Origin of the sequence: Treponema sp. OMZ 788, assembly GCF_024181245.1 — a bacterium.
In the GTDB taxonomy this organism is placed as follows: Bacteria; Spirochaetota; Spirochaetia; order Treponematales; family Treponemataceae; genus Treponema_B.
Genome location: NZ_CP051199.1, coordinates 806,651 through 826,502 on the forward strand (window position 1 = coordinate 806,651; position 19,852 = coordinate 826,502).

Consider the following 19,852-nt stretch of genomic DNA (forward strand, 5'->3'; position numbering starts at 1 on the left):
TTGAAATAAGGAGTGCTGTATGAGAAAAATATACATAATATGTATAGCCGTAATAACGATGAGTCTAACATCATGTCTTCCTAGTGCAAGGCTTTACATACTTAATGCAACAGGTGGACCTATTTTAGTGGAAGTAAAAACTATCTATCAAGTGTCAACTGATAAACTATATGATGTTGACGTTACTTATGACGGACTAATGGCTTTTAAGTACAAAGAAGAAAGTTCCTTTGGCCCCTCTATAGCATTGGCGCCGATAGTTATTAAACCTTCCGGATTTGCCTGCTTGTTTTGGAGGCCGGCTAATTCTGATATTCTGTATAGTATGGGGTTTGGTATGTCTATTTCACGAGATGAAGATGGTAAAGAATTTATAGATATGGATAAAATTATTAAAGCATTAGATACGGTGTTTATTGAAATGAATGTGTATAAGATTGTACCTAATGAAAGTGGTAAAGAATTGTTATATACCAAAAAAGATATTTTGAATGAGAAAAATATATACTTTACCGTATTCAATTTGAAGAAAGAAATTGATATCGATCAAAAATATAAAAAATTCTTGAAAAGAGGTGAATTTGGTAATTCCAGTTATATAGTTATAAGGGAAAAAACTGAAGAAGGAAAAAATGAAGATTAGTTATTATTCACAGCCCAACTATCTCACTCGGACAGCGATTGTAAGGGAGCAAAAGCAATTTATAAAAATTGCTTTTGCTGTACATCTTTCCGCAGTAATTTCTGCGGAAAGATACCGAAGCGATAGCGGAGCCCTGAAAAGCGCGGTGCCGATACTTGTTTACTTTTATATTATAATGATAAACAAGTATCGGCAGTCCGCTAAAAGAAAGTTATTACTAAACAGCCCCACTGACAGGACTTTTGAAAATAGGCGGAGCAGATACAAGGAGTTAGGCAAAAAAGTACCGCAGGCGTATCGGGTATACGTCGAGGACACTTTTTTGCCGTGCGACGCAGGAGATGCCCGTATATTTTCAAAAGAGGAGACAGGGCTGTATTACTATGGAGCGAGGTATCTTGATCCGAAGTATTCAAGGTGGTTGTCAGGGGATCCTGCACTTAATGATTACATACCTAAAGCTCCGATAAATGACGAAGCAAAAAAGCATAATGAAAACTTGCCAGGAATGGGAGGGGTGTATAATGTTGTAAACCTACATGTTTACCACTATGCGGGGAATAATCCGGTTAAGTATACCGATCCGGATGGAAAAGTTTTATGGGATAGTGTAAAAATTTTTTTTGAAAATATTAGAGAAAATACGGTTATACATATTGAGAGAAGCTATTTAGATAATGGTAACTTGGGGAGGGGTGTTGATAAATATTTTAAATCAACATTTGAAGTACGGGTATATAATATTGCAATTATTACTGTGTCTGTTCAATCTACTGCAGATCATCCTAATTTGAATAATGGAAATCCCCAATATAATGGAATGACTTTACCTGAAGGAGAGTATAACATTTATTTACTTGAAAAGTCTAATTCATATACTAATCCGATGCATATTATAAATGAAGCACTGGGTGCTAGTTTAGATGATAACTTTTTAGTACATCCTGATCAGTTTACAGAAAAAACAGGAGGGCCTTGGCTACAGCCCTATGGTTTAGGCTGTCAAATTCTAAAAATGAAAGATTTTAATAAAATAAATTCCTTTTTCAAAAAATTGGGCTTTGAATATAAAGGAACACTTAATGATAGAGACTTTGATAAATATGGCTCAAAAATTAAAATGATAATAAAGGATTCATTGCCTATTTTGGATCCTAATATTTTTCCTATGCGTGATGAAATATAAATTAAGGAGAAAATGAATGAAAAAAAAGATTGTGTCTTTTATTACATTATGTTTTATTGTATTAGGTAGCTTGGTATATGGAGCAGAAGTTCCTGCAGGCTATACATATGCTATTTCACCGCCATTATCGATGACTTTCTTAAAAAATAATAAGGTACTTTTTTATGATTTGGATAAAGACGAAGCAAACCAGAAAACTATTTATGATTATAAGCTGGAATATAAAAGCGGAGTTCCTTTTATAACAATATTTAATAGTAAAAAGCCTAAAACATATTTATTTTTATACAATAAGAATTTTTGTGCTTTTTATGAGAAAGACGGATATGTTTATCAATCAGGTATTAGTCTGCTTAACAATATGGAAGGATTTTATACGCATGATTGGATAAATAAAGATGAATCAATATATGCAACAAAGGAGGTAATGGAAGGTGATATTAAATATTCTGCAAAAAATATTGTATCAAAGAAAATAGATGAACTTTGGGCGGCTCCTAATAATGGTATAAACGAATCCATTATAATTGATAGATTATATAAAGGCTATAATGATAGAGATGAAAGAGTTGAATACGAAGATTCTAAGCATGATGTTATTCTAATGCTTTGTTCAGGATTTATTTCTTATAATAAGTCTCATTTATATAAGGATAATGCAAGACCTAAAAAGATAAAGGTAACATTAAGTAATACTCAAAAGAATATTTTAAAGGAGTATTTCTTTGATTTAAAAGATACTCCTAACCCCCAAGTATTACGTTTCAAAGAATTTATAAGTGATAAAATAATTACAATTACTATTCTTGATGTGTACAAAGGAGAAAGATATTCAGACTTATGTATAAGTAAAATATGGAGTTATGTAGGACGTAAATTGTAATAGTATGATGAACCGATAATAGTTGTAGGAAAAGAGTTAGAATAATATGAAAAATAACTGTGTATTGAAACAATTAAACTACCTCACATCTTCTCGGACAGCGATTGAAAGGGAGCAAAAGCAATTTATCAAAATTGCTTTTGCTGTACATCTTTCCGCAGTAATTTCTGCGGAAAGATACCGAAGCGATAGCGGAGCCCTGAAAAGCGCGGTGCTGCATTTTGTTTTCTTCATGATAATAATAAACAAAATGCAGCAGTCCGCCGCTCAAAGTTGCTCACGCACCTTTGAGCTTCGAGTTTTGCCATTCGGCAAAACATCGGAGGCTAAACTTTTAAATTTTATAAGCTGCCACTTATCGGAGGTTTTTCCGCTTACGGTAGGAAGCGGAAAAACAATGGCTTTTGAAAATAGGCGAGGTAAGTACAAGGAGTTAGGCAAAAAAGTACCGCAGGCGTACTTTATGTACGTTGAGGATTAATTTTTTTGAAGCGACGCCGCAGACGGCGTGTATATTTTCAAAAGAGTCTACATAGTACCGTATTTACACCGAGAAAAAGGGCAGAAAGAAAGACGCGGAGAAAGGCTATTAAGGCTATATAAAAAATACATAGAAGGAGATAAAGAATGAAGAAAATAGGAAGTGTATTTATAATAGTTTTTTTGTTATTCAGTTGTGTTAATCCGCATAATCCCATGTATGAAGGAGAAAGCGGAGCCTTTGAAGAGGGCAATGAAATAGAAAAAGAAGAAGGCGGGGAAGACGGGACAAATCCGTTTGAAGATAAACTATTTAAAAAGGAAGGAGAAAAAATAATATTAAAAACAAACAATGGAAAATACTGGGGCGTGCGGGGTTATACTTTATGGAAATTTTTAGGAAAAGAAATAGATAAAAAAGCTCCGAGTATAAAGCTAATAAAAAAAGAAGGAGCAAGTGAAGCGGGATACGGATTAGTATGCTACAGTACAAAAACTGAAGCGGGACAGAAAAAGTATAGTATGCTTGTAATATTGATACATGTAGACGGAAAGTATTCTGTCGGGTATGTAGTAGACGGGTTATACAAACACATAGAGTGGAAAAAAGAAAGCGAAAAATTAAATAAAGGATATGGAATAGAAAACATTATAAGCGTAAAGAAAGAAGGGAAAAAAATAGAAATATATTTTAACGATGAAAGTTATTCCGGAAGCCCGTCATATACGATAAACGATTCAAGTGAATATTTACTTGGAGAAGGGGATGCCGGGTTAATAGGAGTAGTATCAGCGAAGGATAAATTTCCCGATGATTTTGTTTGGATAGAATACAAGGTAAAGTAAAGGTTTAAAGCGGTAAAGAAAGAGATTTTAAATAAAGTCTTATAAAAAGAGTGGAGATAAAAGTAAATGAAAAAGATAATGGAAGGAATAAAAGAAAAAAGCATTTCGATAATATTATTTATAGTATATATGACGGTAGGAGTACTTCCTGTAAACTTATATGCGCAAGATGCAAATGCCGGGCAAATAAAAATCAAGAACTCTATCTTATTGGTAAGCAAGGTAATAGGCAAGGAGGAGTAATTGAAGCTGGGGGAGTAATATTTGAAGTACCTAAAGGAGCCTTGGAAAAGAAGTTGAAATAAAGATAAGCAGATTAATAAGGGTAGAAGAAGGGGAAGTAAAAAATGTAACGGCAGGCTTAGGAGGATACAGGTTTGAACCTGCAGGTATTAAATTTAAAAAAGAGTGCCTTGTAAAGATGGCATATGATGATCGAATAGAAGAAGAATATGCGCAAGAGGTATATACGTATTATTATGATAAGAAGAAAAAAAGTTGGGAAGCATTAAAGCGAAAGGGAGTAGATACAGAAAAGAAGGTAATAGAATCTTACACAGATCATTTTACGGATATGATAAACGGGACATTAAGCTTACCTGAATCGCCTAGTCCTGTAAGTATAAACTTAAACAGCATAAAAGAGTTAAAAGCCGCCGATGCAGTAGGCAGGATAGAAAGCATAGAAGGCTTAAAGGGAGGAAGTGAAGGAAGCGCATCATTTAACATGAGGCTTCAAGTTCCGGGCGGAGTAAGAGGCTTTACGCCTGAACTCTCGGTAAGCTATTCAAGCGGAAGCGGGTACGGGTTATTGGGTAAAGGCTTTAGTTTAAGCGGGATAGAAAGCATAAGCATAGACACAAGACTCGGCTTACCTTTATATAACGGCAAAGATATTTATTTAATAAACGGAATAAAGGTAAGGCATGAAGGAGGGAAGTGGAAAGAAGAGAGAAAGCAAAGTTATGCTGCAATAAGGAATGATTGGGCTGAAGGCAGAGGTAGCGAAAATTATTTTGAAATAAAAGAAAAGGACGGAAGCGTAAAAATATACGGAGCGAAGAATTGGAGCGGAGAAAGTGAAGGAAGAAAATACATATATTACTTGGATGAAAAAAAAGACAGCTTTGGAAACATAATAGAGTATAGGTATGAAAAACAGAAAGATGAAGAAGGAGAAGAAGTATTATTAAAAGAGATAGTATATGGAAAAGAAAGAGAGCGAAGAATAAAGATAGAGTATGAAGGAAGAGAAGATGAGAGAGTAGACGGGAGAGGAAGATATTTAAAGAAAGAAAGTAAGAGGATAAGAGAAATAAAAAGTGAAGTTAGAGGGGAAGAAGTAAAAAGATATGAGTTTAAGTATAAAGCGAATACCTTTTTAGAAAGCATATTAGAGAGTATAGAAGTAAGGGGGCAAGGCAAAGAAGAAGGGCGGTACGCATATAATTTTGAATATGAACAAGCGGAAAAAGAAAGAGATGGAAGTATAAGAGCTTTTGGAGAAAGCGAAGCTTGGGCAAAAAGAGGAAGTATAGCAGAGAGCGTACATATATCCGGGGGTAGTTCAGGATCGGCCGGAGGCAGGATAAATATAGGTAATTACTTAACAATAACCGGGGGAATAACAGGCTCATCCGGCAGCGGATACGGTTACAGTAAAAGGAGTTTTGTAGACTTAACTGGAGATGGTTTAGCGGATATAGTTGAATGGGAAAAAGGAATATTAAGATTATATGAGGGTAAAAGAAATGAAAAAGAAGAAATAATATATACAGAAAGACGAGATTTTGATTTTGGTGCATTGGAAGGCTTTTTTTTTAAGTGAAAATGAGGACAGCAATTGGACTATAGGAGGGAGAGTAGATATAAGCGGAAAAGAATTAGGAGCAAATATAGGATTAACAAAACAGGGGAGTTCAGGAACAAGTAAAAGCGAATCAGCGATGTAAACCGTGATGGGTTTATAGATTTTATATCGAACGGAAAGTACTATGAAAATGAACAAGGGCGAGGTTTTAAAGAAGGAGTAGGATTTAAGGGAGCAAAGAATGGAAGTATCAAGATTAGTGAAGCTGAAAAAAGAGAAATAGAAAAAGCCCATTATTTTCAGGAAGGAATAAAATCTTGGAGAAGTCCTGTAAGCGGAATAGTTCTTATAAGTATAGATGTAAAAAAATCAGATGATACAAAATTATGTGTGTATAGGAGTAAAAGAGACGCTGACAGCGAAAAACTTTATGAATGCACAGATAAAAAAACTTATGAGTTTGAAACGGATATAAGAAGAGGGGAGTATATATATTTTGTAAGTGAGACGGATAACAGGGTTAAAATAGGAGCGGGAATAGAAGCTTCAATAAAGATTGAATATAAGAAGTATATGAGGGATGAATTACTTGGAAGAAATATACAGTATCTTTTTCCAAATAAAACATATAACGAGCCTGAAAAAGAAATCATAAATTTATATGATGAAGAACTCATAGAAGACGAAGATGCTGATGAGGATTTTAACACAAAGAAAAGAAGTATTTGGAGTTTAAAGAGTGATTATCTTTCATTGATAGATGAGAAAGCGATCGAAAAAGCCCTTTCTTTAAGGTATTACGGATATATAGGCAAGGAAATAAAAAAAGGAGAGTTTGAAAAGCTGTACGAAAAATACGGGAATAAAAGCGGTATTGAAAACATAATAAAATATGACGGAGGATTTAAAGAGTATATTCACACAGGGGACAAGAATGGAAATTTAAATCAATATGAAATGAGTCAATTTATATCGCAGGCAGATAATCAAACTTTAAAAAACTTGACAGGATATAAAGATAGCGAAAAATTAAGATATCCTTTATTTTATGAGAACGGAGATAAATATTATCGTGATATATTAAAAGTGTCGGAGAATAATGAAAGGGAGCAAAGAAAGGGTGGATATGAATCGGAAGAAAAGATATTGGTAGGAAAGATAAGAGGGAAAGAATACGAGATAAGAAAAGAAGGGGTATATAAATTATATGAACAAGGAATAAAAAATGAAGAAGCTAAGGTAATTGTAGATAAAAAAACTAAGAACATAAAAGTATTATTGAAGAGAAAAGAAAAAAGCGGGATATGAATCGTATATAAACCTTATTAATAAACATATAGGCTGTGTAATAAGCGAAAAAGAGTATGAGAAGGGAATAGTTGAAGTAATACAAAAAGATTTGGATTATAGATTAAACCGTATAGAAATATTGAGTGGTGAAGTTTATGAAAGAATAAAAGAAAGACTAGCCTTTAAAAAAGGGAAATATGTAAAAATAAAAGAATTGTATGAAAGATATGAAGACGGATATAAGATAAAAAATGATGTAGAAGAAGAAAGTGTACTGGGGATAATTGAAGCTTTAATTGATGTAAGAAAAGAAGGAAAGATATATATAAAAGAAAGCATATCGTCCGGAGAAAGACGATTAAGAGAAATATGTATATTTACAGAAGAAGAAGCCGAAAAAATAGGAAAAGAATATTTTGAAAGAATTGAAGCCGATTATGAACTAAGATATCAAATAAAAAGAGATATATCGGAAGAAGAGAAAGAGAAGTTAATAAAAAGTTTAAAAATATATGAAGGGTATAAATACGATTTTGCATATTTTGAATATGACGGGTTAAAAAAAGAGTATAAGACAAAAAGAGAAAACTTAGCAAAAGAAGAAGTAAAAAACTTTTTAGAATATTTGGAAAGTTATTATTATGAAAAAGTAGAACTTATAATAGAATATCCTTCAAGCAGTTTGTATCCTGTAAAAAACGGAGAGATAGAAGTTGCCAAGATAAAAGACGGACAGTTTGTTATAGAATATGAAGAAATAAAAAAATATGAAGGAAACGAAAACTACGAAAGCGGAATATATGAGAGTGAAAAAGGTTTGGAAAAAATAAGCCGGTATGAAAGGCTTTATGGAGGAGCAAATCTGTGGTACTACGGATTATATTCAAGGTATGGAGAGCAAAAATTCAGTGAGAATAAACTTTTTGAGGTTAATGAATATGAAGGAAAAAGCGAAGAAGATGTAAAGAAAGAAAGAGATAGAGTTAAAGGAGAAATAGATGCGGAAAAAAATAAAAATGAAGATAGTAGTGAAAAAGATATAAAAAATGAAGTAAACAAAAAGATAAGCGAAGGAAAGCTTGGCGGTTATATTCCAATAGAAACATATCATGCTTTTAGGGATAAAAGCGGACAAGCCCCTGAGGTAGAAAATAACAGCGATTTTACATTTAGCGATAAGAGTTTGCTCGGCTCTGTATCTGTTCATGTAAATAACGGTTTTGACAGAGAAGGGAAAATAAAAAGCGAAGTAAACCATTATGCTTCTTATATTGATGATAATATAATTTACGCAAGCAGAATAACGGGTGCAGCCTATAAGGCACTTCCTTGGGTGCAGGAAGCAGGAGGAGTATCGTTTGCTTTAAGTAAAACAGTAAGTGAAAGTTTTGACAGAAATATAGGAGCTTCAGCAGGTAACGTAAATGTCAGTGTGGGTTATAATTCCGGTACAAGCGGACAAACGCAAGGCTATCAGGATATAAACGGAGACGGATATCCCGATATATTAAAAACGGAGAATGGGAATCTTTATGTTCAGGATGGACAAGAAAATCTTCATTTTAGTAATGAAAGAAGATTAATGGGAGCCGGTTTAAGTTCAAATACAAACTCTTCAAAAGTATTCGGCACGGGGGTAGGTCTTTCAGGTTCTTTAAATACCATTATGGATAGTAAGGCAAAGATCAAAAGCGTAACTGTTGCCCCATCCGGTGATACATCTTGCAGTGTTTCGGGCAATGCCGGCATTAATTATTCCAAAGGTAGTCAAAGTCAAGAAGGCGGCTTAATAGATGTAAACGGCGACGGACTTCCCGATTATCAAAATAAGGGGGATACAAGCTTAAATCTGGGGGATGAATTTAAAAGAGCAGGTAGATGGAAAAACGGCTTAATATCCTCCGGAAGAGTAGAAAGCGGCGGAGGAAGTATAGGAGGCGGTCTTAATGCAACATATTCTATTTTTTCCGGAGGAGTAAGTTTCGGGCTTAGTGCCAATATAAGCCGTACTACAACCGAAGAAATTTTAACCGACTTAAACGGTGACGGCCTTCCCGATAAGTTGAGTACCGGAGAAAACGGAAATTATAAAATAAGAATAAATACGGGGAGAGGTTTTTCAGCTGAAGAAAAAACCGTTACCATAGGAACTTTTCAAGTCAACGAATATGCCGATTTTTTTTGAAAACAGTATCGATGCTATTGCAGATAAATCTGAGGTAATACAAATCCCATATAACAGGCAAAGTATAGATAGGACTTTTTCAAAAGAAAGAATAAAAGAACTCTTAAAGACTCCTTCTTCTATTGAGTTTAATACAAGCAGGAGCATAGGAATCACAGGCAGCTTATCGGGACAAATAGGATTTCTAGTATGGCCTCCCGTATCTATAGTCGCAAACTTTTCAGGCGGAGGTAACGGAAACTACAGCGAGTCTGAGGTAAGCTTAAGATTATTCGACATAGACGGAGACGGATTAATAGACAGAGTATTTAACATAGGAGGAGATAATAAACTTTACGTCCAGCGTAATCTTTTAGGCAAGGTAGGCTTATTAAAAAAGATAAAGTTACCCCAAGGCGGAAGCTACGAATTAAAATATGAGAGGGTAGGAAACACGGTAGAGCTTCCACAAAGTAAATACGTATTAAGTGAAGTAACTGCCAAATCGGGATTAAAAAATAAAACAGGTAACAGCCAAGAATACAGAACCTACTACACCTACGAAGACGGCTATTATAATAGAATAGAAAAAGAATTCTATGGTTTTAAAACGGTAAGAAGTAAAAACGCCGTAGGCAAGGTAACAGAAACGGAATATTATATCGACTCTTACTATCGAAAAGGCATGGTAAAACGCGAGATAGTACAAAACGGAAGCACCATCTACTCAATAAAAGAATACGAGGTAGACACAGCCCCCCATGCAAGAATAAAAAAAGAAGTAAACACAATACGAGAAAACTACAGTGAAATAAAAACGGAAAGCGAATACGAGTACGACAAATACGGCAACGTAACAAAACTCTACGACAAGGGAGACGTAACAAACACAAACGATGACATCATAGCAGAAATAACATATTGGAAGGAGGCTAGTGAAGATAAGTACTTTAAAGCACACCCCGAAAAAATACAGGTCTTACACGGAAAGACCGGAACTCTCTTACGTAAACGGGAGGGTGCATACGACAGCAGAACAGGAGCTTTAACAGAATTAAAACAATACACGTCGCATGGAGCATATCTTGTAAACCGCATAGAATGGACAGATGAAGGAAACATAAAGGCAATAACAAGCCCGACAGGTAAAAGAGCCGAATACAAATACCTTGACGGCATATATCCTATCGAAATAAAAGAGATAAGCTCTAAAGGAGATAAATCTTACACAAGTAAAATAGAATGGGATCGTATTTTAGGAGTAAAACTAAAAGAAACGGATGCCGCAAACAATACAATGAGCTACAGTTATGACAACTTTGGGCGAGTAACCGAAGTACGCAGCCCCTACGACACAAGTGAAACTCCTTACGCAAAATACACATACATTACTCCATCATCTTCCTTTTGGTACACCGTAACAGAAAACAAAATAAGCACCGAAGCCGAAGATACGGCGGTTATGAAAACAATAGTAACCCACGACGGCTTAGGACGCATAAGCTATACAGCAAAAGAAGGAGAAGTATACGTAGACGGAACCGATGAGCAGACCCAAACAGGCTGGAATATTTCAAGTGCAATAAACTATGATGAAGCAGGACGAAAGATAGAAGAAGGAATGCCCTTCTTTTACGGAGGGAACTTAGAACAAGAACTGGTAAATAAAAATTCTTATGAAGCCCTTGAAGCGTTTTATGAGCTTAACGATTTTACAACGATAAGAAACGGAACAAAATACGAGTATGACGACATAGACCGAAACATATTAACGGTTTTGCCTGACGGACACACACAAAGAAATGAATACTCGATAGACGCTTCGCTTCAAATAACAAAGGCAACTGACCCGCTAGAAAACATAAACATAAGTAAAAAAGATGCAAGAGGAAACATACGGGAAGTACAGAGGCAAGATAAAAACAACACTCTTCTTACCAAGGCAAAATACGAATACTCCGTATTAGGTGAAATGCTTAGAGCATATGACGCAAACGAAAACCTTTTATCGGTAAGTTATGACTTGCTTGGAAGAAGAACCGCATTAGAAAGCAAGGACACCGGCAAAAAAGAATGGATTTACGATGAGAAAGGAAGATTACAGGCGGAAACCGATTCGGTATTAAAAAACAAGGCAGCCGAAATAAGATACGAGTATGATGGCTTTGACCGCATAATAAAGACTGACTATCCTTTTAGCATTGATATCGAATACGAATACGGAGAGCCTGAACAAAAAGGTGCAGGTCAGATAATTTACAAAAAAGATGAAACGGGAGAAATGCACTATACTTACGGAAACTTAAACGAGGTAGTAAGCGAAACAAGAACCATAAACCGCTACGGAGCAGGAAGCAGTCCTGAAACTGCAAGCTTTGAATACCGCTCCGATTACCTTGGCAGAATGCAAAGCATGAAGTACCCCGACGGAGAAACAATAACTTACTCTTACGACAAAGGCGGACAGCTGAGGGGCGTTAGCGGAGTAAAGACTACAAACAAAGGAAAGGCAGAATACTCCTATGTCGATAAAATCCTATATGACGAACACGCACAGCGAGTCTACATCAAATACGGAAACGGAGTAGAAACAAGATACAAATACGATGAAAAACGGCGTTGGTTAGATACAATAGAAACAAAGAATAACCAGACTCAAGACGTTTTCCAAAAAATAAAATATAACTTTGATGCAGTAGGAAACGTCCTAGGCTATAATAATGACGCAAGCACTTACGAAACAAAACAGGAATATAAATACGATAATCTTTACCAGCTTATAAACGTAGAAGGAACAAGTAACCAATACAAAACCAAAAAAAGCTTTGGATCAACCCCTGTAAGCATTGCAAAATATAAACAAACCTTTGCCTTTGATGGCATAGGAAACATGAAAGAAAAACTAAGCACCACAAACATACCCGGTGCACAAGGAAACTCTTACCCCAAAGCTGAACTTGACTATAGTTTAAATTACGAGTATGACCCTGCCTATGCACACCGCCTAATAAGAGCAGGTAACCGTTATTACCGCTATGACGCAAACGGCAACATAACAGCCGAAAAAGACGGTCCATTCACAGACGAAGAAGAGTTTGTATTTACATACTCATACTTTGAAAATGAAGACGTATACGGTGCCGACTACGGCTTCGGTCTTGACGCTCCTAAAGAAACCGAGCAAACAAACCCGCAAGACCTATTTGCCTACAGGCGTAACTACACTTGGAACGAGCGCAACCTCTTAACCAAATCAAGCGACAGAAACTACACAGTACACTACCGCTACGGCGAAGACGGACAGAGAGCTCTTAAATACACAGACGAGGGAAGAAGTGAAACGCTTTATTTTAATAATTTCTTTACGATACATATCCCGACACAAGACCAAAATAACCCGCAAGGCTTAAGATTACACAAACACATCTTTGTGGGTAACAGCCGCCTTGTAACAGCGATGACACATACGGATAATCATGGAGATAACGACGAACAAAAGGCAAAGAGATACTACTACCACAGTGATCACCTTGGTAGTACACAATTCGTAACCGACTGGCGAGGTAAACAATATGAACACATAGAGTACACGCCGTATGGCGAACTCTGGATTGAAGAAGTCGCTGCGGGGTTGGACAAGTTACCTTTCCGCTTCACGGGTAAGGAGCTTGACGAGGAGACAGGTTTATACTACTATGGAGCGAGGTATCTTGACCCGAAATATTCGAGGTGGCTGAGTGGCGATCCGGCGTTAGGGGAGTATATACCTTCTCCTGGGACAGAACCGAATAAACTTGCCGGTGTGGGTGGAGTATATAATACGATAAATTTACATGTGTATCATTATGCAGGCAACAATCCGGTAAAGTATACCGATCCGGATGGAAAAATATTAAGAATTGCTGGAAGCAACAGTTATAAAAATCAAGTGATGAGTGTATTAAAAAAGCTTGATCCTAATGTAAAGATAAATATGAGAACAGGAATAGTAACGACTAGCAGTACTAATAATTCTGCTGGAGCAAAATTGATACGAAATTTGCAGGTCAGTAAAAATACAGTCACAATAATGAATGATAGTTCAATAGGTACAGCACCAAAATCTAGAGAAAAAGCTGAGACTCCAGGTATAGGTTCAGATTCAATTGTTTATTTTTCAATTAATGTAAAATTGAGTAATGATTATTTTATAAGAGACGAAAATGGAAATATAGAAAAAGCTAAACATACTCCAGCAGAAATTGTACTTGGACATGAACTTATTCATGGATTACATTATGCGGATGGAACTGGAGATAATAGCACCGATGACTATACATTTATTACTTCAGGATTTCAAGATGGTAAATATAAGTCTGGAGAGGTCGTATTTAAGGGTGGTTTATTCCATGATAAATATCCGCGAGAAGAAGCTAGAACGATAGGTGTTGGAGAATTTTCTAATGATCCAATAACAGAAAATGCATTAAGGAGGCAATTGAAGTATAATGAAAGGCTTACACATTAATAATAAAATATTTATGCTAAATTGTTTATTTTTATTATCTATTTTTTGTTTTGCAGAAGAAAATACTGAAAAACGTCTTGAAAAGAACATTGATAGAATAACAATTGAAAACTATTTTTTGGAAAATATTTCAAAAAAAGATAATGCAACTATTCCTGTTATTATTGTTTATTGTTATGATGGTTATTATTTTTTATATGAAACAAAGATGAAATATGAGGTAATAGATACTAAAAGATATTTTTTTGATTATAAAGTTGATAAAAATATCAACAAGTTATCTACAGATATAGCCGATAAAAATATGAGCCTTGATGATTTTATTAATAAATATTTAATAAAAAATGATGATAACAGCTATAGTATATCTTATAAAAATTATGATATATTTACACCTAAAGATGAATTTTTATCTCCTATATTTTTTGCTGCCCAATACAATTATGACTTTTTAATTTTAATTGAACACGGGTATTCTACAACAATAACATTATATTTACCCAATAGTTATGAATATGTTAAAAAAGAGTATAATATTTTTTAAATTAGAATTGGAATAACAAATATTATTATAAAATAGGAAAATTTGGATGAAAAAATGAAGGTTTATGATCATGTCATAAAAAAATGTAAACAATTAAAGTAATATGTTGCATCACAGACAGAAGAAAAAAATAGAAGACTTGGATGTAAAAGAAAAGAAAATGATGAAAGCCCCTTTTTATTTGTATCTACAACTTGGCCATTTTATCTCTCGGACAGCGATTGAAGCGGAAATCCTTTTTGAGGTTTGTTTAATCAAAAAGCAAGCTCTGACCGGAGGGAAGAGCCTTGCCCGTGAAAACAAATACAGCAAAAAGATTGGAGCGGAAAGCGTGGTGCTGCATTTTGTTTTCTTCATGATAATAATAAACAAAATGCAGCAGTCCGCCAAAACAAAACTATTACTAAACAGCCCCACTGACATGCCTTTTGGAAATAGGTGGAGCAGATACAAGGAGCCTAGTAAAAATAAAGCGGAGGCGTATCGGGTATACGTCGAGCATTTATTTTTACGTAGCGACGCAGGAGATGCCCGCATATTTTCAAAAGATGATGAACACGCACAAAGAGTGTATATAAAGTACGGAAACGGAGTAGAAACAAGATACAAATACGATGAGAAGCGGCGTTGGTTAGATACAATAGAAACAAAGAATAACCAAACTCAAGACGTCTTTCAAAAAATAAAGTACTCATTCGACCCTGTAGGAAACGTCCTAGGCTATAATAATGATGCAAGTACTTATGAAACAAAACAAACATACTCTTACGATAATCTTTATCAGCTTATAAGCGTAGAAGGAACAAGTAACCAATACAAGGCTAAAAAAAGCTTTGGAGCAACACCTGTAAGCATTGCAAAATATAAACAAACCTTTGCCTTTGATGGCATAGGAAACATGAAAGAAAAGATAAGCACCACAAACATACCTGGTGCACAAGGAAACTCTTACCCCAAAGCTGAACTTGATTATAGCTTAAATTACGAGTATGACCCTGCCTACGCACACCGTTTAATAAAAGCCGGCAACCGTTACTACCGCTATGACGCAAACGGCAACATAACAGCCGAAAAAGACGGTCCATTCACAGACGAAGAAGAGTTTGTATTTACATACTCATACTTTGAAAATGAAGACGTATACGGTGCCGACTACGGATTTGGTCTTGACGCACCTAAAGAAACGGAACAAGCAAACCCTCAAGACCTATTTGCCTACAGGCGTAATTACACATGGAACGAGCGAAACCTCTTAACCAAATCAAGCGACAGAAACTACACAGTCCACTACCGCTACGGAGAAGACGGACAGCGAGCCCTAAAATACACAGACGAGGGAAGAAGTGAAGCCTTATACTTTAATAACTGAACCGTTATCATAAAAGTGCAGACCTAAAAACCCGAAAAATAAAGGAAGGGAAGATATGGTCAAGTACAATAAAGAATTTAAGGAACAGGCACTGCTATTGTCAGATGAGATAGGAGTGAAAAAGGCAGCCGAACAGCTGGGACTCAGTTATTACACGATTGCAGAGTGGAGGAAGGTGAGAAGCCGAAAGGCGAAGGAAGAGAGAATCGCATCGGACAAAACACCGTTAAACGAGAGAGAGCTTGCCATGCAGCGAGAAATACAGGAGCTGAAAAAAGCAAACGAAATACTCAAGGACGCTCTCGGTTTTTTCGTCGTAGACCGGAAGAAGTAAGTACGCAAGGGTTATTCAGCTACATTTTGGAAAATGCAAAAGAGAAAATGTGGTCAATTGTAAAGCTGTGTAGAACCCTAAAGGTGAGCGAAACGGGTTTTTACAAGTGGAAACGGAACCGTACAAAGATGAAACGCTGGCAACTTCTTCTGGTCGAAATACACAAGATTCTTTCACAAGATCCTGAAAACGATAATTATGGAATACAGAGAATGCGATTAGCACTTGAGCAGCGAGGCATAAAAGTTTCTCGCTCGACTATAATCAGAGCGATGAGGAAGGGGAATCTGCTTCATAAGAGCAGAAGAAGCCCTGATGGACTTACCAAAGCCGACAGAAAGGCGCAAAGGCCTGAAAATCTTCTTAAAGGGGACTTTAGCGCAGACGCTCCTAACAAGAAATGGCTGACCGATATAACGCAGGTTCCGTGCAAAGATGGAAAGCTGTATATTGCACCGATGATGGACTGCTTTGCAGGAGAGATAATCGCAGTAGCGATGGACGACAACATGAAAAAAGAGCTTTGTATAAAAGCTCTAAAGGAGGCATATGAATTAAGAAAGTTTACTGATGGGCTCATACATCACAGTGATGCTTACTCAATACACGAGTGAGGCGTACAAACTTGAGTTGGCTCGCCGTCATGCAATTCAAAGCATGAGCGGTGTGGGAAAATGTTATGATAATGCGAGAATGGAATCCTTTTTTGCGACACTCAAGAAGGAGAAGCTATACCGCATAGATACAACAAAATTGAAAAGGGAAGAAGTAAAGAAAATCGTCTGGAGGTTTATTGTCTACTACAACCGACGAAGGATTACCACAATGAATCCGAAAGGTTATCCTCCTGCGATTTATCGGGAACTGTTTGAAACCGGTTTATCAAAACCGGCAGCTTAAACTATATTTTAGGGAATTTAGGGTATGCACTATTATTGACTTTTTCAAACTTCTTTACGATACACATACCGACGCAAGACCAAAACAACCCTCAAGGCTTAAGAGTATACAAACACATATTCGTAGGTAACTCAAGGCTTGTAACTGCAATGACGCACACGGATAACAATGGAGACAACGATGAGCAAAAGGCAAAGCGGTACTACTATCATTCAGACCACCTTGGAAGTGCACAATTTGTAACCGACTGGAAAGGCAGGCAGTACGAGCATATTGAATACACGCCGTATGGCGAACTCTGGGTTGAAGAAGTTGCTGCGGGGTTGGACAAGTTACCTTTCCGCTTTACGGGTAAGGAGCTTGACGAAGAGACCGGGCTGTATTATTACGGGGCGAGGTACTTAGACCCTAAATACAGTAGATGGTTGAGCGGGGATCCGGCGTTAAATGATTATATACCCAAAGCACCGATAAACGATGAGGCGAAGAAGCATAATGAGAACTTGCCGGGAATGGGAGGCGTGTTTAATACCGTCAATCTTCACGTGTACCATTATGCTGGGAATAATCCGGTGAAGTATACCGATCCGGATGGGAATGCATCAATTCTTATGCGACAGATAGATGCTGGATTAAATGCAAAATATGATTCGGGACATGCTCTTGGGAAATATTTTGATTTTGCAAAGCATTCATTAATTGATTATGGCAGTTTAAAGTCATTTAGAGATTCGTATGGACTAATTCATCAACTAGGAAAAAAATTAGGAATATTAAAGAGAGAAGTAACAAAAAATGATGAATATATCATAAAATATACAAATATGGATGATAACATTACTAAGCAAGCTGTTGAAAATGTTTTGGATATGAAAAGGTTTGGAGTGAGACTAGAAGATGGAAGACATAATAATGACAATGCAAAACAAAAATATAAAATTCTGATAAATGATTGTAATGCATTTACAAGAACTGTATTCAAAGAATACAAAAAATTATGGAAAGAAAATTGGAAAAAAGAGAATAATTCTACTAGTAGATATCAGGCATGGAAAGCGTGGAGAAGACATTATAAAGAAATTTCTGCCAGACGCAATGAAGAAATTCAAATTAAACATTAAAGGAGATATTGTAACATGAAAAAAATACTATTTTTTGTAATTTTATTATTATCTTTTCACCTATTGCAGCTATTTTGCTATGGTTGTGTTGAAATAGAAATGGATGATAATAATAAAAAACGAATAGAAAATTTTATGTCAAATTTTTATACAAGAATCTTTGATTTATCTGCTGAAGAATATGAAGATATTTTTTATAAAAAATTAGTCTCTATTTCTTTTTGTTATGATGGCGTTAATGGGGGTGGTGCTGTATTTAAAAAATTTTTAGATTGTACCGCTTTACCTGAAAATAAAAAAACTAATGAAATAGAACAGCCTTTAGAGCAAATTTTTTTATTTGGTAATGGAAAGAATGCTCGAGAGTTTATAAAGCAGTTTGAAAATATTGATATGTTTATAGAAAAAAATAAAGCAAAAATAGTATGGTTTTCAGGATTTGATGTAGGAGTTGCAGCTTTTGATATCCCCAATGAAAATTGCTGTAGCTTTGATCAAGATTTGCTTTTGGTAATTAACAAAGAAAGGTTTAATGTAAAGGCAACTGCTCTATTATATGTTGATGAGGAAAATATTTTTTTGGCATATATTTTTTTTGAAATAAAAAACTTGGAGGAAAAATCAAAAACTATTTAGTTAAAATAGCTAAGTGTTAAAAATATTATGAAACCAAAACCTTGCATTTTTCCAAAGCCCAACTATCTCTTTCGGACAGCGATTGAAGCAGAAATCCTTTTTGCGGTGTGTTTAAACAAAAAGCAAGCTCTGACCGGAGGAAAGAGCCTTGCCTGTGAAGATAAATACAGCAAAAAGATTGGAGCGGTATTGGTGCAGCAAGCCGATAGGCGCAGCTTCGAAGCAAGCGCGATGCCGGTATTTGTGTACTTTTACATAATTATGATAGTACACAAGTGTCAGCAGTCCGCCGCTCAAAGCTGCTTAGGCACCTTTGAGCTTCGAGTTTTGCCATTCGGCAAAATATCGGGGATTAAACTTTTAAATTTACTAAGTAACTCCACTGACAGGACTTTTGAAAATAGGCGGAGCAGATACAAGGAGTTAGGCAAAAAAGTACCGCAGGCGTATCGGGTATACGTCGAGGACACTTTTTTGCCGTGCGACGCAGGAGATGCCCGTATATTTTCAAAAGAGATGACGCACACCGATAACCAAGGCGACAACGACGAACAAAAGGCAAAGAGATACTACTACCACAGCGATCACTTAGGAAGCGCACAATTCTTAACCGACTGGCGAGGTAAACAATATGAACACATAGAGTACACGCCGTATGGCGAACTCTGGATTGAAGAAGTCGCTGCGGGGTTGGACAAGTTACCTTTCCGCTTCACGGGTAAGGAGCTTGACGAGGAGACCGGACTGTACTATTATGGTGCTAGATATCTTGATCCTAAGTATAGTAGGTGGTTGTCAGGGGATCCGGCACTGGGTGAGTATATTCCGCAAGCTCCGGTAAATGACGAAGCTAAAAAGCACAATGAAAACCTGCCGGGCATGGGAGGCGTGTTTAATGTTGTAAACTTGCATGTGTATCATTATGCTGGAAATAATCCTGTTAAGTATACTGATCCGGATGGTAGAGAAACTAAGCAGTCTGGTAAAGGCACTATTGATGAACCCTTTATTCAAATAACTGTAACTAATGCAGAAACTGATGCATATAAGTATACTACTACTATAAATTATACAAGTTATATGGATAATGGAAAGATTTTTGAACAGTATTCCATCAATTCTTCTTTTTTGATTAAGGA

16 protein-coding genes and 3 pseudogenes are annotated in these 19,852 nt (G+C 36.1%); 18 read left to right on the forward strand and 1 reads right to left on the reverse strand.

What is annotated here, in order from left to right; all coding sequences use genetic code 11:
- The first annotated feature begins 19 nt into the window (after positions 1-19).
- The 6 genes from E4O00_RS03885 (at position 20) to E4O00_RS03910 (ending at position 4,281) form a co-directional block, all read left to right on the forward strand.
- Positions 20-643, forward strand: coding sequence for a hypothetical protein (locus E4O00_RS03885; RefSeq protein ID WP_253678676.1), 624 nt, complete (start codon positions 20-22; stop codon positions 641-643).
- Positions 644-965: 322 nt separating this feature from the next.
- Complete coding sequence (locus E4O00_RS03890; RefSeq protein WP_253678677.1) at positions 966-1,829, forward strand: RHS repeat domain-containing protein; 864 nt, start codon at positions 966-968, stop codon at positions 1,827-1,829.
- Between the two features lie 16 nt (positions 1,830-1,845).
- Positions 1,846-2,712 (forward strand): NADase-type glycan-binding domain-containing protein, encoded by an 867-nt coding sequence (locus tag E4O00_RS03895; protein WP_253678678.1) that lies wholly within the window; start codon positions 1,846-1,848, stop codon positions 2,710-2,712.
- Between the two features lie 46 nt (positions 2,713-2,758).
- Positions 2,759-3,193 (forward strand): hypothetical protein, encoded by a 435-nt coding sequence (locus tag E4O00_RS03900; protein WP_253678679.1) that lies wholly within the window; start codon positions 2,759-2,761, stop codon positions 3,191-3,193.
- Between the two features lie 146 nt (positions 3,194-3,339).
- Entirely contained in the window at positions 3,340-4,038 is a 699-nt protein-coding gene (locus E4O00_RS03905) for a hypothetical protein (protein ID WP_253678669.1), read from the forward strand.
- 66 nt (positions 4,039-4,104) lie between these two features.
- The gene (locus tag E4O00_RS03910; RefSeq protein WP_253678670.1) at positions 4,105-4,281 is read left to right on the forward strand and encodes a hypothetical protein; all 177 of its coding nucleotides are present in this window, start codon (positions 4,105-4,107) and stop codon (positions 4,279-4,281) included.
- A 318-nt stretch (positions 4,282-4,599) separates the two neighbouring features.
- Here E4O00_RS03910 and E4O00_RS03915 read toward each other — a convergent pair whose 3' ends face one another.
- Positions 4,600-4,767, reverse strand: coding sequence for a hypothetical protein (locus E4O00_RS03915; RefSeq protein WP_253679771.1), 168 nt, complete (start codon positions 4,765-4,767; stop codon positions 4,600-4,602).
- Here E4O00_RS03915 and E4O00_RS03920 point away from each other — a divergent pair.
- The 12 genes and pseudogenes from E4O00_RS03920 to E4O00_RS14165 all read left to right on the forward strand — a co-directional run.
- Complete coding sequence (locus E4O00_RS03920; protein WP_253679631.1) at positions 4,766-5,866, forward strand: SpvB/TcaC N-terminal domain-containing protein; 1,101 nt, start codon at positions 4,766-4,768, stop codon at positions 5,864-5,866. The genes E4O00_RS03915 and E4O00_RS03920 overlap by 2 nt on opposite strands.
- 372 nt (positions 5,867-6,238) lie before the next feature.
- Positions 6,239-7,156 (forward strand): hypothetical protein, encoded by a 918-nt coding sequence (locus E4O00_RS03925; protein WP_253678680.1) that lies wholly within the window; start codon positions 6,239-6,241, stop codon positions 7,154-7,156.
- 91 nt (positions 7,157-7,247) lie between these two features.
- Complete coding sequence (locus tag E4O00_RS03930) at positions 7,248-9,323, forward strand: hypothetical protein (RefSeq protein ID WP_253678681.1); 2,076 nt, start codon at positions 7,248-7,250, stop codon at positions 9,321-9,323.
- Positions 9,307-13,809: a toxin TcdB middle/N-terminal domain-containing protein gene (locus E4O00_RS03935; RefSeq protein WP_253678682.1), complete on the forward strand. Its 4,503-nt coding sequence runs from the start codon at positions 9,307-9,309 to the stop codon at positions 13,807-13,809. Before E4O00_RS03930 ends, E4O00_RS03935 begins: the two co-directional genes overlap by 17 nt.
- Positions 13,790-14,353 (forward strand): hypothetical protein, encoded by a 564-nt coding sequence (locus E4O00_RS03940; protein WP_253678683.1) that lies wholly within the window; start codon positions 13,790-13,792, stop codon positions 14,351-14,353. The genes E4O00_RS03935 and E4O00_RS03940 overlap by 20 nt, the downstream gene beginning before the upstream one ends.
- A gap of 163 nt (positions 14,354-14,516) precedes the next feature.
- Positions 14,517-15,719: pseudogene (locus tag E4O00_RS03945) on the forward strand (RHS repeat domain-containing protein); the annotation flags it as partial.
- A 58-nt stretch (positions 15,720-15,777) separates the two neighbouring features.
- A complete protein-coding gene (locus E4O00_RS03950; protein WP_210121237.1) occupies positions 15,778-16,056 on the forward strand; it encodes a transposase in 279 nt (92 codons plus the stop codon).
- 26 nt (positions 16,057-16,082) lie between these two features.
- Positions 16,083-16,670 carry an IS3 family transposase gene (locus tag E4O00_RS03955; RefSeq protein ID WP_253678684.1) on the forward strand — a complete coding sequence of 196 codons (588 nt, stop codon included), beginning with the start codon at positions 16,083-16,085 and terminating at the stop codon, positions 16,668-16,670.
- The gene (locus tag E4O00_RS03960) at positions 16,627-16,956 is read left to right on the forward strand and encodes an integrase core domain-containing protein (RefSeq protein WP_253677867.1); all 330 of its coding nucleotides are present in this window, start codon (positions 16,627-16,629) and stop codon (positions 16,954-16,956) included. Before E4O00_RS03955 ends, E4O00_RS03960 begins: the two co-directional genes overlap by 44 nt.
- A gap of 35 nt (positions 16,957-16,991) precedes the next feature.
- Positions 16,992-17,552 (forward strand): annotated as a pseudogene (locus E4O00_RS14160) (RHS repeat domain-containing protein); the annotation flags it as partial.
- 540 nt (positions 17,553-18,092) lie between these two features.
- Complete coding sequence (locus E4O00_RS03970; RefSeq protein WP_253678686.1) at positions 18,093-18,713, forward strand: hypothetical protein; 621 nt, start codon at positions 18,093-18,095, stop codon at positions 18,711-18,713.
- Positions 18,714-18,740: 27 nt separating this feature from the next.
- Positions 18,741-19,682: pseudogene (locus E4O00_RS14165) on the forward strand (RHS repeat domain-containing protein); the annotation flags it as partial.
- Between the last annotated feature and the right edge of the window lie 170 nt (positions 19,683-19,852).